21 protein-coding genes and 3 rRNA genes are annotated in these 25289 nt (G+C 60.9%); 10 read left to right on the forward strand and 14 right to left on the reverse strand.

The features are described from left to right. Window positions 1–14: 14 nt before the first annotated feature. Complete coding sequence (locus tag DVB37_RS20145) at window positions 15–884, reverse strand: LysR family transcriptional regulator (protein ID WP_046807806.1); 870 nt, start codon at window positions 882–884, stop codon at window positions 15–17. 165 nt (window positions 885–1049) lie between these two features. On the opposite strand from DVB37_RS20145, the gene DVB37_RS20150 reads away from it, so the two are divergent. The 4 genes from DVB37_RS20150 to DVB37_RS20165 all read left to right on the forward strand — a co-directional run bounded on the left by DVB37_RS20150 (window position 1050) and on the right by DVB37_RS20165 (window position 4284). Further along, window positions 1050–2447 carry an MFS transporter gene (locus tag DVB37_RS20150; protein WP_120156570.1) on the forward strand — a complete coding sequence of 466 codons (1398 nt, stop codon included), beginning with the start codon at window positions 1050–1052 and terminating at the stop codon, window positions 2445–2447. A gap of 67 nt (window positions 2448–2514) precedes the next feature. Continuing rightward, window positions 2515–3462 carry a 3-hydroxyacyl-CoA dehydrogenase NAD-binding domain-containing protein gene (locus DVB37_RS20155; RefSeq protein WP_120156571.1) on the forward strand — a complete coding sequence of 316 codons (948 nt, stop codon included), beginning with the start codon at window positions 2515–2517 and terminating at the stop codon, window positions 3460–3462. 128 nt (window positions 3463–3590) lie between these two features. Continuing rightward, complete coding sequence (locus DVB37_RS20160; RefSeq protein ID WP_046807808.1) at window positions 3591–3863, forward strand: GNAT family N-acetyltransferase; 273 nt, start codon at window positions 3591–3593, stop codon at window positions 3861–3863. A gap of 19 nt (window positions 3864–3882) precedes the next feature. Next, on the forward strand, window positions 3883–4284 hold the full coding sequence (locus DVB37_RS20165; protein ID WP_104144200.1) for a YchJ family protein: 402 nt from the start codon (window positions 3883–3885) through the stop codon (window positions 4282–4284). A 10-nt stretch (window positions 4285–4294) separates the two neighbouring features. Here DVB37_RS20165 and DVB37_RS20170 read toward each other — a convergent pair whose 3' ends face one another. After that, a complete protein-coding gene (locus DVB37_RS20170) occupies window positions 4295–5173 on the reverse strand; it encodes a LysR substrate-binding domain-containing protein (protein WP_120156572.1) in 879 nt (292 codons plus the stop codon). Between the two features lie 110 nt (window positions 5174–5283). Between DVB37_RS20170 and DVB37_RS20175 the strand changes: the two genes are divergently transcribed. Together DVB37_RS20175 and DVB37_RS20180 are read left to right on the forward strand one after the other, a co-directional pair. Next, complete coding sequence (locus DVB37_RS20175) at window positions 5284–5997, forward strand: haloacid dehalogenase type II (protein ID WP_120156573.1); 714 nt, start codon at window positions 5284–5286, stop codon at window positions 5995–5997. A gap of 70 nt (window positions 5998–6067) precedes the next feature. Then, on the forward strand, window positions 6068–6808 hold the full coding sequence (locus DVB37_RS20180; protein ID WP_120156574.1) for an aldolase: 741 nt from the start codon (window positions 6068–6070) through the stop codon (window positions 6806–6808). A gap of 150 nt (window positions 6809–6958) precedes the next feature. On the opposite strand, the gene rrf is transcribed toward DVB37_RS20180, so the two are convergent. The 4 genes from rrf to DVB37_RS20200 form a co-directional block, all read right to left on the reverse strand. Beyond that, window positions 6959–7071, reverse strand: a 5S ribosomal RNA gene (gene rrf / locus DVB37_RS20185). Between the two features lie 203 nt (window positions 7072–7274). Next, window positions 7275–10159: ribosomal RNA gene (locus DVB37_RS20190) — 23S ribosomal RNA — on the reverse strand. A 343-nt stretch (window positions 10160–10502) separates the two neighbouring features. After that, a 16S ribosomal RNA gene (locus DVB37_RS20195) occupies window positions 10503–12033 on the reverse strand. Together the 16S, 23S and 5S rRNA genes form the textbook arrangement of a ribosomal RNA operon. Before the next feature lie 1016 nt (window positions 12034–13049). Continuing rightward, window positions 13050–13316, reverse strand: coding sequence for an isoleucyl-tRNA synthetase (locus DVB37_RS20200; protein ID WP_223264899.1), 267 nt, complete (start codon window positions 13314–13316; stop codon window positions 13050–13052). Between the two features lie 127 nt (window positions 13317–13443). On the opposite strand from DVB37_RS20200, the gene DVB37_RS20205 reads away from it, so the two are divergent. Then, window positions 13444–14412 (forward strand): LysR substrate-binding domain-containing protein, encoded by a 969-nt coding sequence (locus DVB37_RS20205; RefSeq protein WP_240433945.1) that lies wholly within the window; start codon window positions 13444–13446, stop codon window positions 14410–14412. Between the two features lie 7 nt (window positions 14413–14419). On the opposite strand, the gene DVB37_RS20210 is transcribed toward DVB37_RS20205, so the two are convergent. Then, window positions 14420–15937, reverse strand: a complete 1518-nt coding sequence (locus DVB37_RS20210; protein WP_104144496.1) for an acetyl-CoA hydrolase/transferase family protein — start codon at window positions 15935–15937, stop codon at window positions 14420–14422. A gap of 258 nt (window positions 15938–16195) precedes the next feature. Here DVB37_RS20210 and DVB37_RS20215 point away from each other — a divergent pair, with 258 nt between their 5' ends. Together DVB37_RS20215 and DVB37_RS20220 are read left to right on the forward strand one after the other, a co-directional pair. Continuing rightward, a complete protein-coding gene (locus DVB37_RS20215; protein WP_046807946.1) occupies window positions 16196–17122 on the forward strand; it encodes a LysR family transcriptional regulator in 927 nt (308 codons plus the stop codon). A 227-nt stretch (window positions 17123–17349) separates the two neighbouring features. Continuing rightward, entirely contained in the window at window positions 17350–19767 is a 2418-nt protein-coding gene (locus DVB37_RS20220) for a DUF3772 domain-containing protein (RefSeq protein ID WP_120156575.1), read from the forward strand. A gap of 62 nt (window positions 19768–19829) precedes the next feature. Here DVB37_RS20220 and DVB37_RS20225 read toward each other — a convergent pair whose 3' ends face one another. From DVB37_RS20225 to DVB37_RS20235, 3 genes are all read right to left on the reverse strand, one after another. Beyond that, on the reverse strand, window positions 19830–20567 hold the full coding sequence (locus DVB37_RS20225; protein ID WP_120156576.1) for a hypothetical protein: 738 nt from the start codon (window positions 20565–20567) through the stop codon (window positions 19830–19832). Window positions 20568–20610: 43 nt separating this feature from the next. Further along, window positions 20611–21087: a hypothetical protein gene (locus tag DVB37_RS20230; RefSeq protein WP_046806176.1), complete on the reverse strand. Its 477-nt coding sequence runs from the start codon at window positions 21085–21087 to the stop codon at window positions 20611–20613. 388 nt (window positions 21088–21475) lie between these two features. Further along, window positions 21476–21916 carry a hypothetical protein gene (locus DVB37_RS20235; protein WP_240433946.1) on the reverse strand — a complete coding sequence of 147 codons (441 nt, stop codon included), beginning with the start codon at window positions 21914–21916 and terminating at the stop codon, window positions 21476–21478. A gap of 52 nt (window positions 21917–21968) precedes the next feature. On the opposite strand from DVB37_RS20235, the gene DVB37_RS20240 reads away from it, so the two are divergent. Then, window positions 21969–22259: an antibiotic biosynthesis monooxygenase gene (locus DVB37_RS20240; RefSeq protein WP_046806177.1), complete on the forward strand. Its 291-nt coding sequence runs from the start codon at window positions 21969–21971 to the stop codon at window positions 22257–22259. Between the two features lie 67 nt (window positions 22260–22326). On the opposite strand, the gene DVB37_RS20245 is transcribed toward DVB37_RS20240, so the two are convergent. The 4 genes from DVB37_RS20245 to DVB37_RS20260 all read right to left on the reverse strand — a co-directional run bounded on the left by DVB37_RS20245 (window position 22327) and on the right by DVB37_RS20260 (window position 25196). Continuing rightward, complete coding sequence (locus DVB37_RS20245; RefSeq protein WP_104144500.1) at window positions 22327–22686, reverse strand: nucleotide pyrophosphohydrolase; 360 nt, start codon at window positions 22684–22686, stop codon at window positions 22327–22329. 8 nt (window positions 22687–22694) lie between these two features. After that, window positions 22695–23351, reverse strand: a complete 657-nt coding sequence (locus tag DVB37_RS20250; protein WP_370512762.1) for a PolC-type DNA polymerase III — start codon at window positions 23349–23351, stop codon at window positions 22695–22697. A 29-nt stretch (window positions 23352–23380) separates the two neighbouring features. Then, on the reverse strand, window positions 23381–23614 hold the full coding sequence (locus DVB37_RS20255; RefSeq protein WP_046806179.1) for a DUF1653 domain-containing protein: 234 nt from the start codon (window positions 23612–23614) through the stop codon (window positions 23381–23383). Window positions 23615–23711: 97 nt separating this feature from the next. Continuing rightward, a complete protein-coding gene (locus tag DVB37_RS20260; RefSeq protein WP_046806180.1) occupies window positions 23712–25196 on the reverse strand; it encodes a methyl-accepting chemotaxis protein in 1485 nt (494 codons plus the stop codon). Window positions 25197–25289: the final 93 nt, after the last annotated feature.

Consider the following 25289-nt stretch of genomic DNA (forward strand, 5'->3'; position numbering starts at 1 on the left):
CCGCAGTTGCGCGGCTATTTGTCTTCTTCGAACACCTGGACGATGGCGTCGGCCACGGCGCGCACGCGCGCGGTGCGGTTCAGGTCCCCGTGCATGACCAGCCACAAATCATACGGTTCGCTGCGACCCGGCCAGATACGGACCAGGTCGGGATAATCCGGCGCCATGTGGGTGGGCAGCTCGCCGATGCCCAGGCCGGCCACCACGGCGGCAAGTATCATCATCCCGGAATTGAGCTCGATCGCGATGCGCCCGTTGCCCGTCGGCTCGCCGCAAAACGTGTCCGACCAGCCGGGCAAGACCGCCTGCTGGTACGTCACCAAGGTATGCCCGGCGAAGGCCGTACCCGGTTTGGGCTCACCGTGCGCGGCAAGATATTCGCGCGAGGCATACAGACCGACTTCCTTGCGGGCCAGGTGGCGCTGGATCAAATCGGGGCTGTCAGGCTTGACGTTCCGGATGGCCAAATCCGCTTCGCGACGGGTCAAGTTGCTGATCTGTATCGACGCCGACAGCACCACGCGTATGTCCGGATGCTGGACATGCACGCGGCGCACCGCCTCCATGATGAAGTAGCTGGCCACGGTTTCGGATGCCGCCACACGCACCACGCCCGACAGGCGATGGTCCAGCCCCTGCATCTGCCGCTGCAGCTGGTCGGCGGCCGACTCCATGCGCTCCGCCGCGGCGAACGCCAATTCGCCCGCCGGCGTGGGCACGTACCCGCCAGGGGTGCGCAGAAACAGGCGCGCGTCCAGCGATGACTCCAGCGCGGCCAGGCGCCGGCCCGCCGTTGCCTGGTCGATCTGCAGCAATGCCGCCGCCCCACGCAGCGTTCCCACGCGATAAATCGCCAGGAAGATCCTGGCATTGTCCCAATCCATAGCGCTGACCCTCGCTTCAGTCCATTGGCATCCCGAACGCGTTTCAGCCCTGCCACCCTGGGAACCGCGATGCATTTATGCATCACTATAAAGCAGTATTTCGGCTTTTTTGCATACCCGAAAACTTCTAAGCTTCAGTCCTTGGAATCCCGCCGTCTGCCTCTCATGAACACCGCCTGCCCATCACACCCCGTGCCCTCCCTCGACGCCAAGCCGGCCACTGCCTGGCTGCCGCTAGTCACCCTGGCCATCGGTTTCGTCATGGCCATGCTGGACGTGACCGTGGTCAACGTGGCGCTGCCCAGCATTGCCGTGCAGTTTGTCGTTCCCTTGACGGATCTGGTCTGGATCGTCGACGGTTACACGCTGACGTTTGCCGCGCTGCTGTTGGTGGCCGGCGCGCTGGCCGACCGCTATGGGGCCAAAACGGTTTATCTTGCCGGCCTGGCCGTGTTTACGTTTGCCTCATTGCTGTGCGGCCTGGCGCCCGACGCCAACACATTGATCGCGGCCCGCATGCTGCAAGGCCTGGGCGCCGCGCTGTTCATGCCCAGCTCGCTAAGCTTGCTGACGCACGCCTACGACGACGACCACGTGCGCAACCGCATGCTGGCCGCCTGGTCGGCGATCGTCGCGGTGGCGGGCGCCACCGGCCCCTTGCTGGGCGGTGTGTTGATCCATCAATTCGGTTGGCGCGGCATCTTTCTTATCAACCTGCCGTTGGGCGTCGTCGGGCTGTGGCTTGCCCGCCGCCGCATCCAGGCGGCCCCGCGCCGGCCGCGCGCGCTGAACCCGATCAGCCACCTGCTGGGCGTAATCGCGTTGTCGTCGTTGTGCTTCGTGCTGATCCAGGGCAACGCCTACGGCTGGACGTCGCCGCGCATTGCCGGCGTCACCGCCTTGTGCGCCCTGGCCATCGTATTGCTGGTGCGGCGCGAACGCCGCCACGCCGAACCGATACTGCCCCGCGTCCTGTTCCAGACGCCGCACTTTGCGGCGGCCAACGCGGTGGGCTTCCTGATCAATCTTGCTTCGTACGGGCAGTTGTTCCTGCTTAGCTTGTTCCTGCAACATGCGCGCGGCGCCGACGCGCTTCAGACCGGTATCCAGCTGGTGCCGATGCTTGCGGTTTTTTCAATCGGCAATTTGATTTCGGGGCGTGTATCCGCGCGCTGGAATGTGTCGGCAGCGCTATTGGGGGGCATGTCGCTGGCCGCCACCATGAGCGCCTTGGGGATCGTCGCCTTCACGCCCACGATCGCCTACTGGCCCTTCGCCATCCTGGTTGCGCTGGGCAATCTGGGCGTGGGAATCGCCGTGCCCGCGATGACCGGCATTGTGATGCAGAGTTCGGGCAAGCACCACGCCAACAGCGCGGCGGCGGCATTGAACGCGAATCGGCAGTCCGGCGCATTGGTCGGGGTGGCATTGATGGGCACCATCATGCATGTGCTGCCCGACTGGAACGCGACCCTGCCCGTCGCCTACGGCGTGATCGCCGCAAGCTACGCGGCGGGGGTCGGGCTGGTCTGGCGTCACTTGCGTCGCGCGCATAACGCATAAGGCGGGCATGCAAGCGCGGGGCGTTTGCATCACAATATGGGCCGATCCCTGCCACTCGGAGAGCCCTATGCCGCACCCTGCCACGCCCACGCCAGCCATCCGCCGCATCGCCATCGTTGGCGCCGGCACCATCGGGGCCAGTTGGGCAGCACTGTTCCTGGCGCATGGGCTGACGGTGGTGGTCAGCGACCCCGCCGCCGACGCCGAAGCACAAACGCGCGCGCGCGTTCAGGCCGCCTGGCCCGTGCTGAAGGAATTGGGCCGCGTCGTGGAAGGCGCGTCGCCGGACGCCCTGCTGTTCGAGCCGGACTTGGCGACGGCCTTGGTGGATGTGGACTTCGTGCAGGAAAACGCGCCCGAACGCGAGGACTTCAAGATCGAACTCTTTGCGCGGATGGACGCCCTACTGCCGCCTCGCGTGATCGTGGCCTCAAGTTCGTCGGGCCTGATCATGAGCCGTCTGCAATCGCGCTGCCAACACCCGGAGCGCTTCGTCATCGGGCATCCGTTCAATCCGCCGCATCTGATTCCGCTTGTGGAAGTGGTGGGGGGCGACAAGACGTCGGTTGAAGTCATCGAGCAAAGCATCGCGTTCTACCGGGCCATGGGCAAATACCCGATCCGGCTGAACAAGGAAGTGCCGGGTCATATCGCCAACCGTCTGCAAGCGGCCGTTTGGCGCGAGGCCATCCATCTGGCCGCCGAAAACGTCGCCAGCGTGGCCGATATCGACGCCGCGGTGTCGCAAGGGCCGGGGTTGCGCTGGGCATTGTTCGGACCCCACATGACGTTCAACCTGGGCGGTGGCGCGGGCGGCCTGGCGCATTTCATGGACCACCTGCTGGGCCCGGTGCAAACCTGGTGGGACGACCTGGGCACACCCGAGGTCACTCCGGAACTACAGTGCAAACTCATCGAAGGCGTCAACGCCGAGGCGGGCCGGCGCAGCATCGCCGACATGGTGCAAACGCGCGACGCCCAACTGACGGCGTTGATCAAGGTGTTGCACCGATAAGTCGACGGTGCAGCCCTCTGCCCCCGGGCGCTGACGCGTTAAGCTGTTTGCTTACGACTGCCGATTACCGATTACCGATCATCGGATGAATGCCGGCTGACCCACCGGTGCATCCAAGGAGCCTTCGAATGACTGTTGTCACCCAGGACCCCCGTCAATCCCGCTTCACCGCCACCGTCGACGGCGTGCTTTGCGTGTTGGACTACCAGTTGCAAGGCGACACGATGGCCATCGTGCACACCGGCGTCCCCAGCCAGGTCGGCGGGCGCGGCATCGCTGCGGAACTGACCCGGTCAGCGCTGGATACCGCGCGCGCCAATGGCTGGAAAGTCCGGCCATTGTGCTCGTATGCCGAGGTCTACATGCGCCGCCATCCCGAATACAACGACCTGCGAGCCTGATACGCACCGCTGCCAAACCGTGACCAAGAAATCTGCTTCCCTGGCCGCTCCGTGCCCTTGCGGCGGCGCGGCCTACGACCGCTGCTGCGGCCGCTGGCATGAAGGCCCCCTGGCCATGCAGGCGCCCACCGCCGAGGCGCTGATGCGATCGCGATACAGCGCTTTCGTCCTGGACAAACTGCCTTACCTGCTAGCCAGTTGGCATCCCAGGACGCGGCCCGCAACGCTGGACCCGAATCCGCCGGACTTGAAATGGCTGGGGCTGTCCATCAAACAAGCGCGCGAACAGGACGCCGATCACGCCACCGTGGAATTCGTGGCCCGCAGCCGCCAGGCAGGCCGCGCGCATCGCATGCACGAAGTCAGTCGCTTCGTGCGTGAAGACGGGCAGTGGTACTACGTGGACGGCGATGTGACTTGAACGCCGGCGTTCACGCCATCGCCGGGTCGCGCGTGTCGGCTTCTATGGCCTGCTGCAACGCGCACACGAGTTGTTGCTCGATGCTGCCTGGCACGCGGCGATTGCTGACGATAGCCAACTCGGTCGACGGCACCGGATCGAACCCGTCGCGCGCCATCAGCACATGATGCGATTCCAGAGTGGCAAACGCGGGCAACAAGCTCACGCCCAGCCCCGCCGCCACGGCCGCCTGCACGCCAGCAAGGCTATGGCTGTGATAAGCGCCGTACCAGGCGCGACCGGCGCTTTCCAACGCGTAAATCATCCGCTTGCGATAGATGCAGCCGTGCGGAAACATCACCAACGGCACGGGGCAATGCGGCGCCAGCGCAGCGTGTCGCTTGGCGCCGATCCAGACCAGACGCTCGGGCCATGCCGCCAGGCATGGGCCGTCGTCGGGCTCGCGTTTGATCAGGGCCAGGTCCAAGTCGCCGGAACCCAGTTTGGCGCGTAGCTCGGTGCTCATACCACTGGCGGTTTCCAGCCGGACGCCGGGATGGCTGGCCGCGAATCGCGCCAACAGCAACGTCAGCCGCGCCACGTCGAAGTCTTCAGGAATGCCCAGGCGTAAAACACGCGCTGCCTGTGGCGCCATCAAGGCATGTTCGGCCTCATCGGCAATGGCTAACAGGCGGCGGGCGTACGCAAGCATCACCTCGCCATCCTCGGTCGCAGACACATTGCTGCCGGTTCGGTCGCGCAGCAGCAATGTCTTGCCCACCGTCTGCTCCAGCTTGCGCACCTGCTGGCTGACGGTGGATTGTGTGCGATGCACGCGCTGGGCAGCGCGGGTGAAACTGCCTTCATCGGCAACGCAAACCAGCGTTCTCAAGAGTTCCAGGTCAAGCATGGCGGCCTTGATATTCGTTTATCAACTGAGAGGAGTTCTATTATTAATTTTACGACTTGATGCAGGACGTCCTACGCTGAGGATTCTTCTATTTTTCTTAGGGATCCACCATGCCGTTGAATTCGCTTCCCCGCCCGCAGTGGCTGACGTTTGACTGTTACGGCACGCTGATCCAGTGGGACGAAGGGCTACAGGCGGCGGTTGCCCGCATCCTGGCTGGCAAGCCGCCGGCGCATTCAGCGCCCACAGCCGATGCGTTCCTGCACGCGTACGACCAGCACGAGCATCGCCTGGAACGCACTCCGCCCCATCGCAGCTTTGCCGACATCTCGCGCGAGTCGCTACGATTGACGATGCAGGACTTTGGGCTGCCATATCGACCAGAAGATGCCGACATACTGACAGGCAGCATATCCGCCATGCCACCGTTTCCGGAAGTCGTGGACACGTTGGCCACGCTGAAACAGGCAGGTTTCCGACTTTGCATCATTTCGAATACCGATGAAGACATCATTGCCGGCAACGTCGCGCAGCTGGGCGGGCATATCGACCGGGTGATCACGGCCGAATCCGCGGGCGCCTATAAGCCGTCTCGCAAAATCTTCGCGCATGCTCATCAGAGCCTTGGCGTCACGCCAGACGACATCGTGCATATTTGCGCCAGTCCACATCTTGACCATGCCGCTGCCCGCGACATCGGCTTCCGATGCGTCTGGATCGATCGGGGAACAGGCCGTCAGCTATTGCCTGACTATCGTCCGGACGCTACCGTACCGACATTGGACCGGGTGCCAGGAGTTTTTCGCAGCGCCGGTTGGTTATAACGCCGCAGCCTGGCCCTCTATAGTCGGATCAGGCGCGTTCCCTTACCCCTCCCTAAGCCTTAAGGCAGACATGAATCAAGAACCCCATTTCGCAGACGCCCTATATCACGCGGAACCCGTGACTGCGCTTCGCGCCGACTTGGCTTTGGCCTTGCGGGCGGCTGCGGCTCATGGCCTGGGCGAAGGCGTCTGCAATCACTTCAGCGTGGCGTTGCCTGGTGACCCCGACCACTTTCTGCTGAATCCCCGCGGTCTCATGTGGAATGAAGTTCAAGCCGACGACATTGTCCTGATCGATGCGCAAGGAAACAAACTGGCCGGTCGACATGCCGTTGAACCCACGGCGATGTTTATTCACGCTGCCATCCACCGTATCGCGGGCAAGGCCTGTGTCCTGCACACGCATATGCCATATGCCACGGCACTGACGCTTACCGCAGATCGAGGTCTGGACACAACGCTGTCTCAAAACGCAATGCGGTTCCACGGCAGGCTTGCCATCGACGAAAACTACAACGGCCTGGCCCTGGACGTCACCGAGGGCGAGCGCATTGCGCATGCCATGCAAGGCGCGGACATCGTCTTCCTTGGCAATCACGGCGTTGTGGTTTGCGGCGAACGGCTGGACTACGCTTACGACGATTTGTTTTTCCTGGAACGCGCTTGCGCAGCGCAGGTCCTTGCGCAATCTACTGGCCGTCCGCTCAAACCGGTAAACGCTGACATCGCCACCAAAGTCGCCGCGCAGATTCAAAGCGAACGTCTTCAGTCAGAATTGTTCTTCGAAGCATTGCGCCGCCAGCTGCCATAAGCAGTCGTCGTCTGGTTCGCGCAAAATAAAAAACAAAACCCCCTCGCAGCGCGAGCTACGAGGGGGTTTAAATGATCTGTACTTGCAACGTCTGGGATGCGCAAAAAACAAAACCCCACAGGATTACCTGTGGGGTTTTGCGCAATAAAAGCCTGACGATGACCTACTTTCACAGACGTCCGTCCACTATCATCGGCGCGAAGGCGTTTCACTGTCCTGTTCGGGATGGGAAGGAGTGGTACCACCTTGCTATGGTCGTCAGGCGTAACTGGTTGAGCGGTTGCGGGTTAGCGCAGCGGCTCCAATCTTGGAAGAAACACAACGTGTGGATGATCAGAGGCTAGCTCGATGATCATGCACAGGGGGGTCGTAATTGGTGTTGGCTGGCTGCTGACGGTGCAGCCAGATTTTGTATTGAACGACACTTGGAACGCTATATCACCAGGTCAATAACCATCAGTGTTATAGGATCAAGCCTCACGAGCAATTAGTATCGGTTAGCTTAACGCATTACTGCGCTTCCACACCCGACCTATCAACGTCCTGGTCTCGAACGACTCTTTAGGGGGATCAAGTCCCCGGGATACCTAATCTTCAGACGAGTTTCCCGCTTAGATGCCTTCAGCGGTTATCTCTTCCGTACTTAGCTACCCGGCAATGCCATTGGCATGACAACCGGTACACCAGAGGTACGTCCACTCCGGTCCTCTCGTACTAGGAGCAGGCTCCGTCAAGTATCCAACGCCCACGGCAGATAGGGACCAAACTGTCTCACGACGTTTTAAACCCAGCTCACGTACCTCTTTAAATGGCGAACAGCCATACCCTTGGGACCGGCTACAGCCCCAGGATGAGATGAGCCGACATCGAGGTGCCAAACACCGCCGTCGATATGAACTCTTGGGCGGTATCAGCCTGTTATCCCCAGAGTACCTTTTATCCGTTGAGCGATGGCCCTTCCATTCAGAACCACCGGATCACTATGTCCTGCTTTCGCACCTGTTCGACTTGTCAGTCTCACAGTCAAGCACGCTTATGCCATTGCACTATCAGCACGATTTCCGACCGTACCTAGCGTACCTTCGAACTCCTCCGTTACACTTTGGGAGGAGACCGCCCCAGTCAAACTGCCCACCATGCACTGTCCCCGATCCGGATAACGGACCAAGGTTAGAACCGCAAACAAACCAGGGTGGTATTTCAAGGATGGCTCCACGTGATCTAGCGACCACGCTTCAAAGCCTCCCACCTATCCTACACAGGCCGGTTCACAGATCAATGCAAAGCTACAGTAAAGGTTCATGGGGTCTTTCCGTCTAGCCGCGGGTAGATTGCATCATCACAAACACTTCAACTTCGCTGAGTCTCAGGAGGAGACAGTGTGGCCATCGTTACGCCATTCGTGCAGGTCGGAACTTACCCGACAAGGAATTTCGCTACCTTAGGACCGTTATAGTTACGGCCGCCGTTTACCGGGGCTTCGATCAAGAGCTTGCACCCCATCACTTAACCTTCCGGCACCGGGCAGGCGTCACACCCTATACGTCGACTTTCGTCTTTGCAGAGTGCTGTGTTTTTAATAAACAGTCGCAGCCACCGATTCTCTGCGACCCCATCATGCTAAGCGCGCAGGCGCTTCACACTACCGGGGTATACCTTCTCCCGAAGTTACGGTATCAATTTGCCGAGTTCCTTCTCCTGAGTTCTCTCAAGCGCCTTGGAATATTCATCCCGTCCACCTGTGTCGGTTTGCGGTACGGTCTCGTACAGCTGAAGCTTAGAGGCTTTTCTTGGAACCACTTCCAATCACTTCGCAAGCAATGCTCGCTCGTGCCATACCCTTGATTTACGCGCCCGGATTTGCCTAAGCGCCATCTTCGATACAGCAACAGGGACATCCAACACCCTGATGATCTTCCGCGATCCGTCCCCCCATCGCACTGTACGACGGTACTGGAATATTAACCAGTTTCCCATCAGCTACGCATCTCTGCCTCGCCTTAGGGGCCGACTCACCCTGCGCCGATGAACGTTGCGCAGGAAACCTTGGACTTACGGCGAGGGGGCTTTTCACCCCCTTTATCGCTACTCATGTCAGCATTCGCACTTCTGATACCTCCAGCAGCCTTTACAAGCCACCTTCGCAGGCTTACAGAACGCTCTCCTACCGCGTGCACTAAAAGTGCACACCCGCAGCTTCGGTTTATCGCTTAGCCCCGTTACATCTTCCGCGCAGGACGACTCGATCAGTGAGCTATTACGCTTTCTTTAAAGGATGGCTGCTTCTAAGCCAACCTCCTGACTGTCTATGCCTTCCCACTTCGTTTCCCACTTAGCGATAATTCGGGACCTTAGCTGGCGGTCTGGGTTGTTTCCCTCTTGAGTCCGGACGTTAGCACCCGGTGCTCTGTCTCCCAAGCTGTACTTGCGGGTATTCGGAGTTTGCCATAGTTTGGTAAGTCGCCATGACCCCCTAGCTATAACAGTGCTCTACCCCCCGCAGTAATACTTGAGGCACTACCTAAATAGTTTTCGGAGAGAACCAGCTATTTCCAGATTTGTTTAGCCTTTCACCCCTATCCACAGCTCATCCCCTAATTTTTCAACATTAGTGGGTTCGGTCCTCCAGCACGTGTTACCGTGCCTTCAACCTGGCCATGGATAGATCATCTGGTTTCGGGTCTACACCCAGCGACTGAATCGCCCTATTCGGACTCGCTTTCGCTACGGCTTCCCTATTCGGTTAACCTTGCCACTGAATGTAAGTCGCTGACCCATTATACAAAAGGTACGCAGTCACCCCACAAGGAGGCTCCTACTGTTTGTATGCATACGGTTTCAGGATCTATTTCACTCCCCTTCCGGGGTTCTTTTCGCCTTTCCCTCACGGTACTGGTTCACTATCGGTCGATCACGAGTATTTAGCCTTGGAGGATGGTCCCCCCATCTTCAAACAGGATTTCACGTGTCCCGCCCTACTTGTCTTACGCTTAGTTCCACACACAAGATTTCATCTACAGGGCTATCACCTGCTACGGCCGGACTTTCCATTCCGTTCGACTATCTTGCGCGCTAAAACGTAAAGGCTCTTCCGATTTCGCTCGCCACTACTTTCGGAATCTCGGTTGATTTCTTTTCCTCGAGCTACTGAGATGTTTCAGTTCACCCGGTTCGCTTCCACTAGCCTATGTATTCAGCTAGGGATACTGCATTGCTGCAGTGGGTTTCCCCATTCGGACATCTACGGATCAAAGCTTGTTTGCCAGCTCCCCGTAGCTTTTCGCAGGCTACTACGTCCTTCATCGCCTGTGATCGCCAAGGCATCCACCATATGCACTTAGTCGCTTGATCCTATAACGCTGTAGGCTATAGGACCTGAGTATTAGCGTTTGTGCCGTTCATAAGTTTCAAAGCAGTCTGAGGTTATTCACCTCAGTCTTGAGAACTTGGAACAAAATAATGCAATCACAACCCGTACTTATTTTCTTCAGCTTGCGCCGAGTACTTAATAAGTACATTTCGTTGTGCTTCTTCCAGATTGTTAAAGAACGAATATAGCTGTTGAGTAAAACCCAACGCATAGCGCTGCAAGCAGCGCTATGCGTTAGCTTCTACGCGGGGTCAAACAAGACTGACCCCAGCTACAAAAAACAACCGATAAGAGTGGACGCTTAACACGAGCACTTAAGCTCTGAAAGGAGGTGATCCAGCCGCACCTTCCGATACGGCTACCTTGTTACGACTTCACCCCAGTCATGAATCCTACCGTGGTAATCGCCCCCCTTACGGTTAGGCTAACTACTTCTGGTAAAACCCACTCCCATGGTGTGACGGGCGGTGTGTACAAGACCCGGGAACGTATTCACCGCGACATGCTGATCCGCGATTACTAGCGATTCCGACTTCACGCAGTCGAGTTGCAGACTGCGATCCGGACTACGATCGGGTTTCTGGGATTGGCTCCCCCTCGCGGGTTGGCGACCCTCTGTCCCGACCATTGTATGACGTGTGAAGCCCTACCCATAAGGGCCATGAGGACTTGACGTCATCCCCACCTTCCTCCGGTTTGTCACCGGCAGTCTCATTAGAGTGCCCTTTCGTAGCAACTAATGACAAGGGTTGCGCTCGTTGCGGGACTTAACCCAACATCTCACGACACGAGCTGACGACAGCCATGCAGCACCTGTGTTCCGGTTCTCTTGCGAGCACTTCCAAATCTCTTCGGAATTCCAGACATGTCAAGGGTAGGTAAGGTTTTTCGCGTTGCATCGAATTAATCCACATCATCCACCGCTTGTGCGGGTCCCCGTCAATTCCTTTGAGTTTTAATCTTGCGACCGTACTCCCCAGGCGGTCAACTTCACGCGTTAGCTGCGCTACCAAGGCCCGAAGGCCCCAACAGCTAGTTGACATCGTTTAGGGCGTGGACTACCAGGGTATCTAATCCTGTTTGCTCCCCACGCTTTCGTGCATGAGCGTCAGTGTTATCCCAGGAGGCTGCCTTCGCCATCGGTGTTCCTCCGCATATCTACGCATTTCACTGCTACACGCGGAATTCCACCTCCCTCTGACACACTCTAGCTCGGTAGTTAAAAATGCAGTTCCAAAGTTAAGCTCTGGGATTTCACATCTTTCTTTCCGAACCGCCTGCGCACGCTTTACGCCCAGTAATTCCGATTAACGCTTGCACCCTACGTATTACCGCGGCTGCTGGCACGTAGTTAGCCGGTGCTTATTCTGCAGGTACCGTCAGTTTCACGGGGTATTAGCCCATGACGTTTCTTTCCTGCCAAAAGTGCTTTACAACCCGAAGGCCTTCATCGCACACGCGGGATGGCTGGATCAGGGTTTCCCCCATTGTCCAAAATTCCCCACTGCTGCCTCCCGTAGGAGTCTGGGCCGTGTCTCAGTCCCAGTGTGGCTGGTCGTCCTCTCAAACCAGCTACGGATCGTCGCCTTGGTGAGCCGTTACCCCACCAACTAGCTAATCCGATATCGGCCGCTCTAATAGTGCAAGGTCTTGCGATCCCCTGCTTTCCCCCGTAGGGCGTATGCGGTATTAGCTACGCTTTCGCGTAGTTATCCCCCGCTACTAGGCACGTTCCGATACATTACTCACCCGTTCGCCACTCGCCACCAGACCGAAGTCCGTGCTGCCGTTCGACTTGCATGTGTAAGGCATCCCGCTAGCGTTCAATCTGAGCCAGGATCAAACTCTTCAGTTTAATCTCTGTATTTGTTTCGTATTCTTGGTCCGAATAAATCCGAACCAGGTCATACGTCGCTACTCAAAGGAAGTGAGGTATGTTCTTAAACTTGACGTCTAAGGTACTTCACTTCTAGTGAGCACTTGATTTCATTGTGCTTGTGAAGCAAGCCAAGGTTTAACCCCAGACTTGAATCACAGTGCATCGCATCAAGCGCCCACACTTATCGGTTGTTTAATTGTTAAAGAGCGGTACTGCAAATTCGGTACTACAAACTACTTACTGCTACCTGCTGATCCTGCCCGCGCTGCGCGGCTTTTGCCTCGCGTCGCTTGCTGTTTTCAGCAGCAGAGAGGCGAGATTATGAAGAAGTTTTTATCGCTTGTCAAGTCAGCTTCGTTCGCTTTCGCGCCACCGCTTTCTTGCCTGCGACCTCTTCAGGTCTGCTCTCTTTAGCAGCTACCGAAACATCAGAACACCCATCCGGGTAAACCCTAAGTTTTCGGCAACTGCCAAGCCTGAAACTATAACACGACTTTTGCAGATTATGCAACCGGCTCTTGCCTAATTTGCATCCTATCTTGCAACCCCGCCACCGGCTTTCGCTAGGGCGACTCTGGAAACCAGAGGTCGGTTACTACTCAGGTGGCTTGCGATTTCGATCCGGGTAAACCCTTGCTCGTCATCACCAGCCAAGCCCAAGACTATAGCACGATTTTTGCAGATTGTGCAACTGGCTTTTGCCTGATTTGCACCATTCCTTGCAATCCCACCTGACTGCCATCGCTGGCTGCTTGGCGGCAGGCCGGAGCCCGTCGTACTGCTTGGCTTCGCCGTTCAAAATGTCTGAACTGCGAAGGAGCGAGACTATAGCACAAGTTTCGGGCCTGTCATGAAGACGACTCAAACGTCGACGCATAGGGTGCGCCGACCAGGGCTTCCTCCTGCCTCTCTATATATAGAGGATGCCCTTGGCGCGCCCCGCCCCTATATATAGCGACAAAGCCTGCCACGCTTATCGCGGGTGGAGACGTCTACCAGCGCAGATAGTCCACGTTGCGCAGGCGGGCCAGTTCGCGGTGCACGGTGGTTTCGTGAACCAGCCACTCCGGTACGCCGACGTCTTGCATGATGCGAGGGTCCATGTCGGCGGCCACGTTACGCATGCGAGACTGCACGCGCCACAAGCGGAATGCCGCCCACAGCAGCGGCACCAACCCGGCGCCTGGCTGAAAGCTCGGGTGCCCGCCGGACGCGGTAGCCGGGAATGACGGTGAAACAGGTGAAAGTTGGGCAGACATGACCGTCTCCTTATTGCGTTTGACGATTCGGTAAGCGTAGCCGCCCAAATACCCGATGAAAATCCAATTGTTTTTGGCCTATTGGTCAGTTACGCTAACCACCCACTTAATGCCCGAACATTCCGCCATGCGCCTCCCGCTCAACACCCTGCCCGCTTTCAGGGCCGTTGCCGAATTGCAGAACCTGCGCGCCGCCGCCGAGCGCCTGCATTTGACGCACAGCGCGGTCAGCCAGCAAATCAAGGGATTGGAAGAGCAACTGGGTTTCGCGCTGTTTGAGCGCAGCGGACGCGGCATTGTCTTGAATAGCGCCGGCGCGGCGTTGTTGTGCAGCGTGCAGAGCGCGCTGGCCCTGCTGGACGAAGGCGTCATGGCGGCCGCCGCATCGGCTACCGGTAGTGAGCAACGGCTGCGCGTGTCGGTACTGCCTTCATTCGCTCAGCGTTGGCTATTGCCGCGCATGGCGCGTTGGCGTGCGCGCCATCCGGGTGTGTCGCTTGAGATCGAGACGTCCCAACAGGTGGTCGATCTGGTTCGGGACGGATTTCATGCGGCCCTGCGATTTGGCCGCGGACCGTGGGCGGGCGTGGAGTCCGAACCGTTGTTCGACATGCCGTTGCCCTTGATCGCCTTGGCGTCGCCAGAAACCGCCGCGTCGCTGGAAGACGACACGGCGCAAACGCTGGCCCGCCAGCCGTTGCTGGGCGAGCGGGAAATGTGGCAACACTGGTTCAACGCGGCGGGTCTGCGCACGCTCGTTACGCCCGTCGCCACGTTCAACGACGCCGGCATGATGTTGCAGGCCGCCGAACAAGGGCTGGGCATCACTCTTGGCCGCGAGCTACTCGCGGCAGATGCGCTTTGCGCGGGACGGCTCGTGCGCGTGTCGCCCATGCGCGTGCACTATGAGCAGGCGCAGACCTACCACTTGGTTTATCCGCCAAGCCTGCGCGAGTGGGCGCCGCTCGTCGCGTTGAAACAGTGGCTGCACGAAGAGCTGGAGTTGTCCCGCTGCGCGCTGGTTACGCCTTCGTCCGACACGGACACGGACACGGACACGGACACGGGCACGGACGCGGGGCCAGCCCGCCAGTGACGCCGGCTTAAGCAGCTTTGCGCGTCGCCGGTTTGTCAGCCTGCATCGAATCCGTTTCGTTGAAACGCTGGTGCCACGAAAAGGCCTCTTCCAGCAGATGCGGGGTTTGGCCCCCGCGCTGGCAAGCGCGATCAAAATAATCCTGCAATGCCGCACGGTAGGACGGGTGCACGCAATTCTGGATAATGACGCGGGCGCGTTCACGCGGCGCCAAACCGCGCAGGTCGGCCAGGCCGCATTCCGTAACCAGCACGTCGACATCGTGCTCGGTATGGTCCACATGGGACACCATGGGCACCACGCTTGAGATATCGCCGCCCTTGGCCATCGACTTGGACACAAAGATGGCCAAGTGCGCGTTGCGCGCGAAATCGCCCGAGCCTCCGATGCCGTTCATCATGTGCGTACCGCCGACGTGCGTGGAATTCACGTTGCCGTAAATATCGAATTCCAATGCCGTATTGATGGCGATAATGCCCAACCGACGAACGATCTCGGGCGCATTGCTGATCTCTTGCGGCCGCAGCACGATGCGTTCGCGGTAATGCTCCAGGTTTGCCAAGATCTTGTCGTACACCGGTTTGGACACGGTAATGGACGAGGCCGACGCAAACGCCAGCTTGCCCTGATCCAGCAACTCGATGGCGCTGTCTTGCAGCACTTCCGAGTACATCGTCAGCGCCTCGAAGTCCGATGATTCAAACCCGTGCAGCACGGCGTTGGCGATGGTGCCGATGCCGGCCTGCAACGGCAACAACGCATTGGTCAGGCGGCCGGCGTCGACTTCACCGCGCAGGAACGTATTGATATGCCCGGCGATGGCATTGGTTTCGTCGTCCGGCGGCAAGGCGTTGGAAGGGCTGTCCGGCTCGTGTGTGATCACGATGGCGGCGATCTTGTCCGGGTCCACCTGGATGAACGGCTGGCCGATACGTTGATCGGCGGTCACCAGGCCGATGGGCTGGCGCGCGGGGCGGTCGGCGGGCACGTAGATGTCGTGCAGCCCTTCGATGGCAGCAGGGATACCCAGATTCAATTCGATGATGATCTGGTCGGCCTGCTGCGCGAACGACGCCGAATTTCCCACCGACATCGTGGGCACGATGGCGCCCGTTTCGGTAATGGCGGCTGCTTCGATAATCGCCACGTTGATCGGTCCGATATGGCCGGCTCGCAATTGCTCGACCGTTTCGGACAGATGCTGATCGATAAAGGCAATATCGCCCTGATTGATCTTGCGCCGCAACGTGGTGTCGACCTGGAACGGCATGCGGCGCGACAGCACGTTTGCCTGGGCCAGCATCTTGTCGGTGTCATGCCCCAACGACGCACCCGTAATCAAGGTGATCGACAGCGGCTCGTGTTCGGCGCGGCTGGCCAGCGCGGCCGGCACGGACTTACAGTCGCCCGCACGCGTGAAACCGCTCATTCCGACGGTCATGCCGTCCTTGATCAGCAATGCCGCCTGGTCGGCGGACGTGATCCGGGCAAGCAGCCCGGGATGGCGAATACGGTCGGAATGCATGGTGTCTCCACATTTAAAGGCCAACGGCTTGCGGCCGGACGCAACCATGACGGCCTTGCGCGTCCGGGCGCCGTCTGACGCGGCGTTTCCCGATATCCCGGCACAGACACAGGCACATTGCCGCCGTCCGGGACGAATTTTTCGCAGTATAGGAAGGCGCGTTGAAATCTCGTAATGACTTAAAATCATCCAAATCAGTCGTTTTTTTCATCGTTTGAATGGTCATTGCGCCCACGAGCGCACCGGGAGCCTGCCGCCATGGACGTGCGCGCATTGCGGTATTTCGTTGAAACGGTCAGGCACGCCAGCTTCACGCAAGCGGCCAAGACGCTGTTCGTGACGCAATCCACCGTCAGCAAAATGATCCGCCAGCTGGAAGAAGAGGCGGGCACGCCGCTGCTCATTCGCGATGGGCACACCGCCCGGCCCACCGATACCGGGCGCGTGATGTACCTGCGCGGTTTGCAGGTGCTGGAGACCATGCGCCAACTAACCGAAGAACTGCGCCAGACCGCCGACGTGCGGCGGGGCGCGCTGGAAGTGGGTATTCCGCCGATGATCAACTTGCTGTTCACGCCGGTGGTCAAGCGCTTCCGAGAACTGCACCCCGGCATCCACCTGACCTTGCGCGAAGGCACCGGCCAAGCCGTCGAGGCGCTGGTCGCCAGCGGAGAACTCGAGGTAGGCGCCACCATCCTGCCCATTGCGCCCGACGGTGGGCTGGCCGCGCAGCCCTTCGGGCGCTACCCGATCTGGGTGATCGGGCCGCCAGATGCGCCCTGGGCGGGAAAGACGTCGCTGCCCCTTAGCGCCCTGCGCGACGCGCGGCTGCTGATCCCCACCGACGACTTCGCCATCACTCGTCGGCTGCGCCAGGCGTTTGCCGACGCGGGTTTTCAGCCCGGCATCGCCGCCCAAAGCGCGCACTGGGACTTTCTGGTGGCAATGGCGTCGGCCGGGCTTGGCGTGGCGCTGCTGCCTGAACCGCTGATGCAGCGCATCAAGACGCGCGGGCTTAGCACCGCCAAGTTGGCCAAGTCCGGCATGCAATGGGAGGTGGGCCATATCTGGTTGCGGTCCGGCTACCTGTCGTTCGCCGCGCGCGCCTGGCTGGAGGTGTGCGACGCGGTGTTGGGCAAGCCCAAAAAGTCCGGCACGAGGGGGCCGGCGCCGCGCGCCGATTGAATCCAAACGTTGGCCTGGTAAACAGGATTTTCGAAGGCGCCTGGGCTAGCGGCGGTGTCCAGGCCTTTCGGGCGGAATCCGGCCCTATTTATCCGGTGGGCAGAAGACTGACTTGCCACGCGGCAAAAGGAATTTTGAACCGGGGACACAGCACTATTTTTGTTGCAACGGCGGGGCTCGCGGCTTGTTATGCTGCCGCCTCGACGCGAGTGATTCGCCCCCGGAATATGACCCCCATCCCCTCCCCTTTTTTCCCCAGCCTGCGCCACGGGCGCATGCGCGCGTTCGCCGCCTTTCTCGCCGCGATACTGCTGTCGCTGTGCTTGATGCCCGCCTTCGCGGCGCCGCCGCCCAACCCTACTGAAACCGAGGCGGTGCTGGCGGCGGCTCGCAAGCAGATTGACGACATCCGCAAGCGTTTCACGGACGAGACCGACGACGCCGCCCTGGTCAAGCAACGCGGCGACGCGCTGGACATCCAGTCCAAGGCCGATGCGGCTACCGAAGCGCTGACCCCGCAACTGGCCAGCGTGACCGCCAGGCTGAGCGAGCTGGGCGCTCCGCCCGACGGCGCAAAAGAAGCGCCCGACGTGGCGGCGCAGCGCGCGCAACTGGAAAAGAACAGCCGCGCCCTGGACGCGCAGCTGAAGCTGGCCCGGCTGCTGTCCGTGGACGCCGGCCAAACCGCCGAACAGATTTCGGCGCAGCGGCGAACCCAATTCCAGGCGCGCATGGGCGAGCGCCGCGATTCCTTCCTGTCGAGCCAGTTCTGGACGGAATTCCGTTCCGAATTTCCGCGCGATCTGGAACGCCTGGAAGCCTTGGGTGACGACCTGTCCACAGCCATCGGACAGACACCGAAATGGGGCTGGCTGCTGCTGATTGCCATGGCCGCGCTGGTGATCGCACTTCGAATCTGGATCGGCCGCCTGATCCTCAAGCTGACCGCGACGCGCGTGCCGCCAGGCCGCCTGCGCCGCTCGTTCCTGGCCGTGGCGCAGGTGATGTTGTCGGTGGCGACGCCGGGCGTCATCGCCCTGCTGATCCATACCGGCCTGGACTGGAATTCGCAGCTGTCCGACAACACGGCCGCGCTGTTGGCCACGCTGGTAGCCACGGTCTGTTTCGGCGGCTACGTGTCGGGCCTGGGCAACGCGCTGCTGTCGCGCAACCGGCCGTCGTGGCGCTTGCCGCCTATCCATGACCTGGTCGCCGCGCGCTTGCACTGGCTGCCCAATCTGCTGGGCACGCTGGTCGTCATGATCTGGCTGGCCGAGCGCCTGCCCGTTTTGCTTAACGCCAGCCTGACGACGACCATCACGCTGACCGGCATCGTGGCCGTGTTGATCATGGCGACCATGAGCACGGTGCTGGCCATCGGCCGGCGCTTGCGGCGCAAGATCGTTCAGGAAAACGAGGCGCCCGCGCCCTTCTGGGTGTCGCTGTTGCTTGGCGCGGTCTGGGCCGTGCTGATCCTGGGCATGGCCAGCCTGCTGGCCGGCTACGTGGCCTTTGGCGCGTTCCTGGCCAAACAGGTGCTGTGGATCCTGATCGTGATGGCGTCCGCTTATCTGCTGTCGACACTGATCGAAGACGGTTTCAGCACGCTGCTGGGCACGTCCCACCGCGACGGCGAACGCGAAGGTCCCAGCCTGCGCGACCAGGCGGCCGTATTGCTGTCCGGCGTGGGCCGCGTGGCGGTGGGCCTGCTTGCCATCATCCTGCTGCTGGCACCGTTTGGCGAAGGCCCGATGGACCTGCTCCAGCGCTTTGACCAGCTGCGCAAAGGCCTGGCGATCGGAGAAGCGCAGATCCGGCCTGGCGCTGTCTTGCAGGCGCTGATGGTGCTGGCCTTGTCACTGCTTAGCGTCAAGGTGCTTAAGCGTTGGCTGTCCAACCGTTATCTGCCCACTACCGAGCTGGACCCGGGGATGCAGCTGTCGGCGGCCACCTTGTTCGGCTATGCGGGCTTTGTGATCTCGTTCGCCCTGTCGCTGTCCGCCGCCGGCATCGGCCTGGAACGCGTGGCGTGGATTGCCAGCGCGCTGTCCGTGGGTATCGGTTTTGGCCTGCAAGCCGTGGTGCAGAACTTTGTGTCCGGCCTGATCCTGCTGGCCGAGCGCCCGGTCAAGGTGGGCGATTGGGTGTCGTTGGGCGGGGTCGAAGGCGACATCCTGCGCATCAACGTGCGCGCCACGGAAATCCAGATGGGCGACCGGTCGACCGTGATCGTTCCGAACTCGGAGTTCGTGACCAAGACGGTGCGCAACGTGACGCGGTCCAATCCGCTTGGGTTGGTGCAGATCAAGCTGCCCCTGCCGCTGTCAACGGATGCGGAAGCCGTGCGCGAACTGATGCTGCAAGCCTTTGCCGACCACGAAGATGTGCTGGACACCCCGGCTCCCAATGTATTTTTGGATGGCCTGGAAAATGGCCATCTGATCTTTAACGCCAAGGGCTACGTATCGTCGCCGCGCGCCGCCTATGGCGTACGCAGCGCCTTGCTGTTCACCGTTCTGAAGCGTCTGCACGATGCGGGCCTGGAGGTCTCGTCGCCGCCCACCATGCTGCTGGCATCGGCGCCCCCCGGCCCGCCGAACCCGCCCGAACCCACCGCTGCCGTGGCGCCCCCGCCCTCAGCGTAGGCACCAGCCGGTTCATCGCGACCGGCCCCGCTTCAAGCCCGGCCATCCCAGTTCATCCCAGTTCATCCCGGCGAATACAGGTCGGCGAAGCGCTGGCGCTCCAGGCGCGGATTGCGCAGCGGCGGCGAGGCCAGCGCGGTGGTTTGCGCGGTTTGCACCGGCACCGCTTGCAAGGCGGCGGTAGTCGCAAGCGGGCGTAATTGCGCCTGGGGTTGCGAGGGTGCCGCCAAAGTGCCGGCGGGCTGCGTCCCCACAGCGGGCGCTCCGGCGGTCGCCGTGGTCGGGGCCGCCTGTGCGACCGCCGTCGTGTCAAAGCGGTGATCGGCCGTCGTCAAGGCGGGATTGGTGCACAAGCCTTGCGCCACCAACGCCGCCTTGGTGCGGTCGTCGGTCTGGCACAGGATGTCGATTGCCGCCGTTTCCAGCCGCCGTGAACGATCGGCGTCCTTCGTCGACGCGGCGGCCTGCATGGTGCGTTCAAAATTGCGCCGCAGGCTGCACTTCTGGTCTTCGATCGGAATGGCCACGTTCATGCCGAAGCCCACCACGGACCCGCCGCCACCGGCGGACACCATGCAGCTATCGGACGAAAACGAACCATAAAAACTCTGGCCGCCAACCGGGGGCACCGTCTTCACGGTGCTGGATCCGCTGTTGTTCGAGTTCAGCGTAATGCCCTGGTTGTTGCCGGCGTTGGTTGCCCCCGACGATGCAGACGTCGTGGAACTTGAATTGCTGGTCTGTGCAACGGCCGAGCCGGCTGCAAGCGACAGCGTGATGGCAAACACGATTTTCTTCATGATGTCCTCTCGACCGGACGGCCGTAGCCGTCCGGAAAATCGGTCAGCGATTGAACCCGCCAACGTGACCCATCGACCCCACACCACCAATCGCCCCGAATGCGCCGATGTTGGCGGACGCGAAGGTGCCGGAGGCCGTTGCCTTGGTTTCCGTGTTCCCGAACGAGGCGCCGCCGTTGGCGATGCTGTCGCCGACCATGATCGGCGCGTTGCCCGAAATGTGGCCGTAGGATTCGCTGGTGGCATATTGCCGCGTGCTGGTCACCACCGTGGTGCCGTCCCGATTGAACGTTCCGCCAACTTGCGCCACGCCGCCCGTTTCGCCAAACGAGGTCTGGCTGGACGAGCCGTAGCCGTTGACCTGGGTGGCCACGACGGAACTGCCGGTCGAGATGGATGAAGCCGTGCCATTGATCGTGCCGGCGTGGCCGGTGATCGACACGGAAGGCATGTTTGGACCGCTGGCATACGCGGATGCGGCAAACAATGACAGCGCTGCGACGACTGCGAGCTTTTTCATTTGAGCTCCTCCTGATCCGTTTCATACGGATGCTCAGGTGCCGGTGGCCTACCGGCGCGGACCCCTACGTCATGCCGGGCGCCTGACTGAAATGTTGGGCGCGGGACTTTCGTATTGGTACGGAATGATTGCTCCGTCCTAGGCTCGTCGATATCGGCTAAACGGGCGACCGGTTCCGTAAGGATGCAGTCAAAGGCAGGTAGCGGGCCGCACGAATGGCATGCCAACCGGCATTACGCCGTGCGTATGGCCGATGAAAGTCGCAGGCGCGTGCCGTGCCCGCGGGCCGACCTTCAACTCTAAGGATGGCTTGGCGCGCGGTCGGCTCGGACAAGGGGCCTACCGCGCACGCCGGGGATGAGCGCGCGAGTGACCTTTAGGCTTACTGTCAGCCTTGCGACAAGCTGACAATGCGCAGCAATTGTGCCGACTCGCGGCGCGCCAACCACAGGTCGCCGGCCACCAGCAGCAACAGGAAGCCGCATTCGGCAAGGTCCAGGTCGGACACGAGGTGGTAGCTGACCAGCAGTGCGATGCCCGACAAACCGGCCAGCCAGGCGGGCCAGGGCGACAGCAAGCTGTCGCTGTTGGCGGACGTGCCGCGCCGGACGCAAAGCCACGCCATCAGGGGCAAGAAAAGCATCGACAGGGGAATGTAGACGGCGATGGCCGACAGCAAGACCGCTACGCTGAACTGTGTGTGCAGTGACAGGGCCATGAGCGCAATGGCGCCGATGCCCACATACCAGAACAGGCGCAGGGTAATGAGACGAGTCAGGACGGCGGCTCGGGAATTCATGAACAGGCTAAGCAAGAAATTTTCAGCCATACTACTCCGGCCGGCCGGTGCTTACCCGGCCCCATTTATTTGGAGACTCGTCATGATCCAGGAAATTGCCAGCATCCACGTTCGCGAGGGCCAGGAAGCGCTGTTCGAAGCGGGCGTCGCGCAGGCCAAGCCGCTGTTCCTGCGCGCGCGCGGATGCCACGGCATGGAACTGCACCGCAGCATCGAGCAACCGCAGCGCTACACGCTGGTGGTGGCCTGGGAAACGGTTGAAAACCACATGGTCGATTTCCGCGAATCGCCCGACTTCCAGGAATGGCGCAAGCTGGTGGCGGGGTTCTTCGTCGAGCCGCCCGTGGTGCATCATGAACAGCAGGTGATCTGACCGCCCGGCGCCTGATGTCTGGGCGCCAGGCGCCGGGCGTCAGGCGTCAGGCGTCAGGCGTCAGGCATTAGGCTTCGCCAGGCGGATCGTCGTATTTGCGGGCGCTGCCCGCGAACCGGTCCGCCGGATATTTCTCGGCGTTTTTCACCATCTTGCGCGCCACGGCATCGGCAATGTCGATGCCTAACTGATCCGCCAGCGCCACCAGGTACATCTGCACATCGGCAATCTCGTCGGCGGCGTGCGCCAGTTGCGCCGGCGTCATCTCGCGCGACTGGGCCTCGGTGAGCCACTGGAACAGCGACACCAGCTCGCCTGCCTCGCCCGACAGCGCCATCGCCAGGTTCTTGGGCGAATGGAAAGGTTGCCAGGCCCGCTCGGCCGTGAAGGCCCGCAGCGCCAGCTTGATATCTTGCAGATCCGACATCTTCGTTCCTACGCCGTGGCCAGCCGCGCATTGGCCGCCAGCGCCACCGCGACCGTGGTGCGCACATCAGCCAGCGCCCGGTGGGTAGGGTTGGATGCACCCACGTGCCGCGCCAGGATTTCCAGTTTATGGGAGGGCAATTCGGGCCACGCGCGGCGCGCCAACGCCAGCGTGCAATGCGTGGCATTGACGAACGGCAGGCCGGTGCGATCCGCCGTGGCGCCCAGAAAACGCCGGTCAAAAGACGCGTTGTGAAAGAACACTGGCAGGTCTTCGACGAATTCAAGAAACGACGAAAACGCCTGCATCACCGGCACGCCGTGACGGTCGACTTCGGCCTGCGTGATACCGGTCAAGCGGGTGATGAAGGACGGCACGGGCGACGACGTTCGAACCACCTGCGTGTATTCGCGCGCCAGCGTGCCGCAGGTTTCGACGCGCACGGCGGCAAATTCCAGGATCTCGCAGGTGGCGGTTGAAAGCCCGGTGGTTTCCAGGTCGGCCACGATGAATGGCCCCCGCAGCGCTTGAAGCGCCGAGGCCAAGGCCGCCGAAGCCTGCGTCTTGGCGGGCGTTCTTGCGGACGTTCTTGCCGGCGTTCCGCTGGTGGATTTGCCGGCAGGTCCGGCCAATGCATCGGTCGATGTCGTCAGCGCGGGCGACACCCCCGTGCGTGCGCGGCGATAAAAGAACGTCACGGCGTCACGGTCGTTGTAGCTAAGGGCGCAAAACGGGGCGACCCATCAGCCAACTGGCCAAAAAACAGCGAAGCCGGCCGCACCCACAGGCCGCGCTCGTGAGGCCACAGGTGTTCGTACACCACCATCGACTCTTCGGTTTCGGAATGTCGGGCCGTGCCCACATAACGGTAAAGGCCGCCCTTGTAGTGGCGGTGAGAGGCAAGAGCCAGGGCTTCGGATTCAGTCATGGACGGTGGCCGCAAAAAAATCGACCTGGGCGGGAATGCTCCGGCCCAGGCCTGGGATTCAAACAATACCGTCTTTATAGCGCAATCGGCGCCGGCTTCAGTACCGCACGTACTCCAAGACCGGCGCCGGCGGCAACGCCGTATTGGCCGCGGGCCGGGCGCGCAACGCGGCGGTCACCGGTTTGACCACGCCCGCGGGCTGACGGCTAGCCCGCGCCGCCTGCGCGTCAGCGCTGGCCTGCGTCGCGCGCAAGGTCTGTTCGGCGTCGGCCGTCATCTGCGTGATGTCTTGCGTGACACCGCCCAGCTTGGCCGACTGCGCCAGTGACACATTGACCACCTCAGCCATGATTTCCGTCACGCGGCGCGACGACGCCACAATGTCCTCCATGGTGACCCCGGCGGATTGGACCTGCCCCGCGCCGCTTTCGATCTGTTCAACCGACGTGGTGATCAAGCCCTTGATTTCCTTGGCGGCCGCCGCGCTGCTCTGGGCCAGGCTGCGGACCTCGGCCGCAACCACGGCAAAGCCCTTGCCATGCGCGCCGGCCCGCGCAGCCTCTACCGCCGCGTTCAAGGCCAGGATGTTGGTTTGAAACGCAATGCCGTCCATGACGCCGATGATTTCCGATATGCGGCGCGAGCTTTCCGTAATGGCGCCCATGGTGCGCACCACGCCCTGCACGGTCTTGCCGCCCTGCTCGGCCACCTGGCTGGCGTCCAGCGCCAGCGCGTTGGCCTGACTGGCGCGCTCGGCGTTTTCGGTCAGGCCCTGGACCGCCACGCGCAAGGTCTGCGCCGCGGTGAAGCGCTTCGTAATGTCGGTAGCGAATTTCACCACCTTGAACGGGCGGCCCTCGGCGTCGAAGATGGGGTTGTAGCTGGCCTCGATCCAGACCTGGCGGCCGCCCTTGCCGATGCGCAGATACTGGCCGGTGTCATATTGGCCGCTGCGCAACTTGCGCCAGAACTCCTTATAGGCCGCCCCGCGCGCTTCGTCCGGGCGCACGAACATACTGTGATGCTGGCCTTCCACTTCCGCGGCCTGATAGCCCACGGTTTTCAAGAACAGGTCATTGGCGCGGATGATTGTGCCGTCAAGTTCAAATTCAATAATCGCCTGCACTTTCGAAATCGCGGCCAACTGCCCTTCGGTATCCGCTTGCCGTTGTTGCTGGTCGGTAATGTCGGTGGCGTATTTCACGACCTTGAGCGGCCGTCCGCGCTTATCGAAAATGGGGTTGTACGAGGCTTGCAGCCAGACGTCCGTGCCGTCATGGCGCACACGGCGATAGCGCCCGGCGTCATAGGCGCCCTGGCCCAGCTTGTGCCAGAAGGCCGCGTATTCCGCTGATTCCCGTTCTTCAGGGTCTACGAACATACCGTGATGATGTCCCACGACTTCATCCAGCGTATAACCCATCGTGTCCAGGAAGTTCTGGTTCGCCATGAGCACATGGCCCTGAAGGTCGAACTCGATTACGGCTTGCGCTTTGTGAATGGCGGATATCTGACCGTACAGGTCGGCCTTTTGCATGCCGCGATTTCCACGGAACAGCCGGCTTAATGTGATCCATTGCATAGGGTTTCTCCTGCCAAAGTCGGACGAAGTGCTGCCGATGACCAAAAGGTAATTTCAAATCAGAACCGATTGGCGCGTCCCAACCCTGCCTAG

It is taken from the genome of Achromobacter sp. B7 (assembly GCF_003600685.1).
In the GTDB taxonomy this organism is placed as follows: Bacteria; Pseudomonadota; Gammaproteobacteria; order Burkholderiales; family Burkholderiaceae_B; genus Achromobacter; species Achromobacter spanius_B.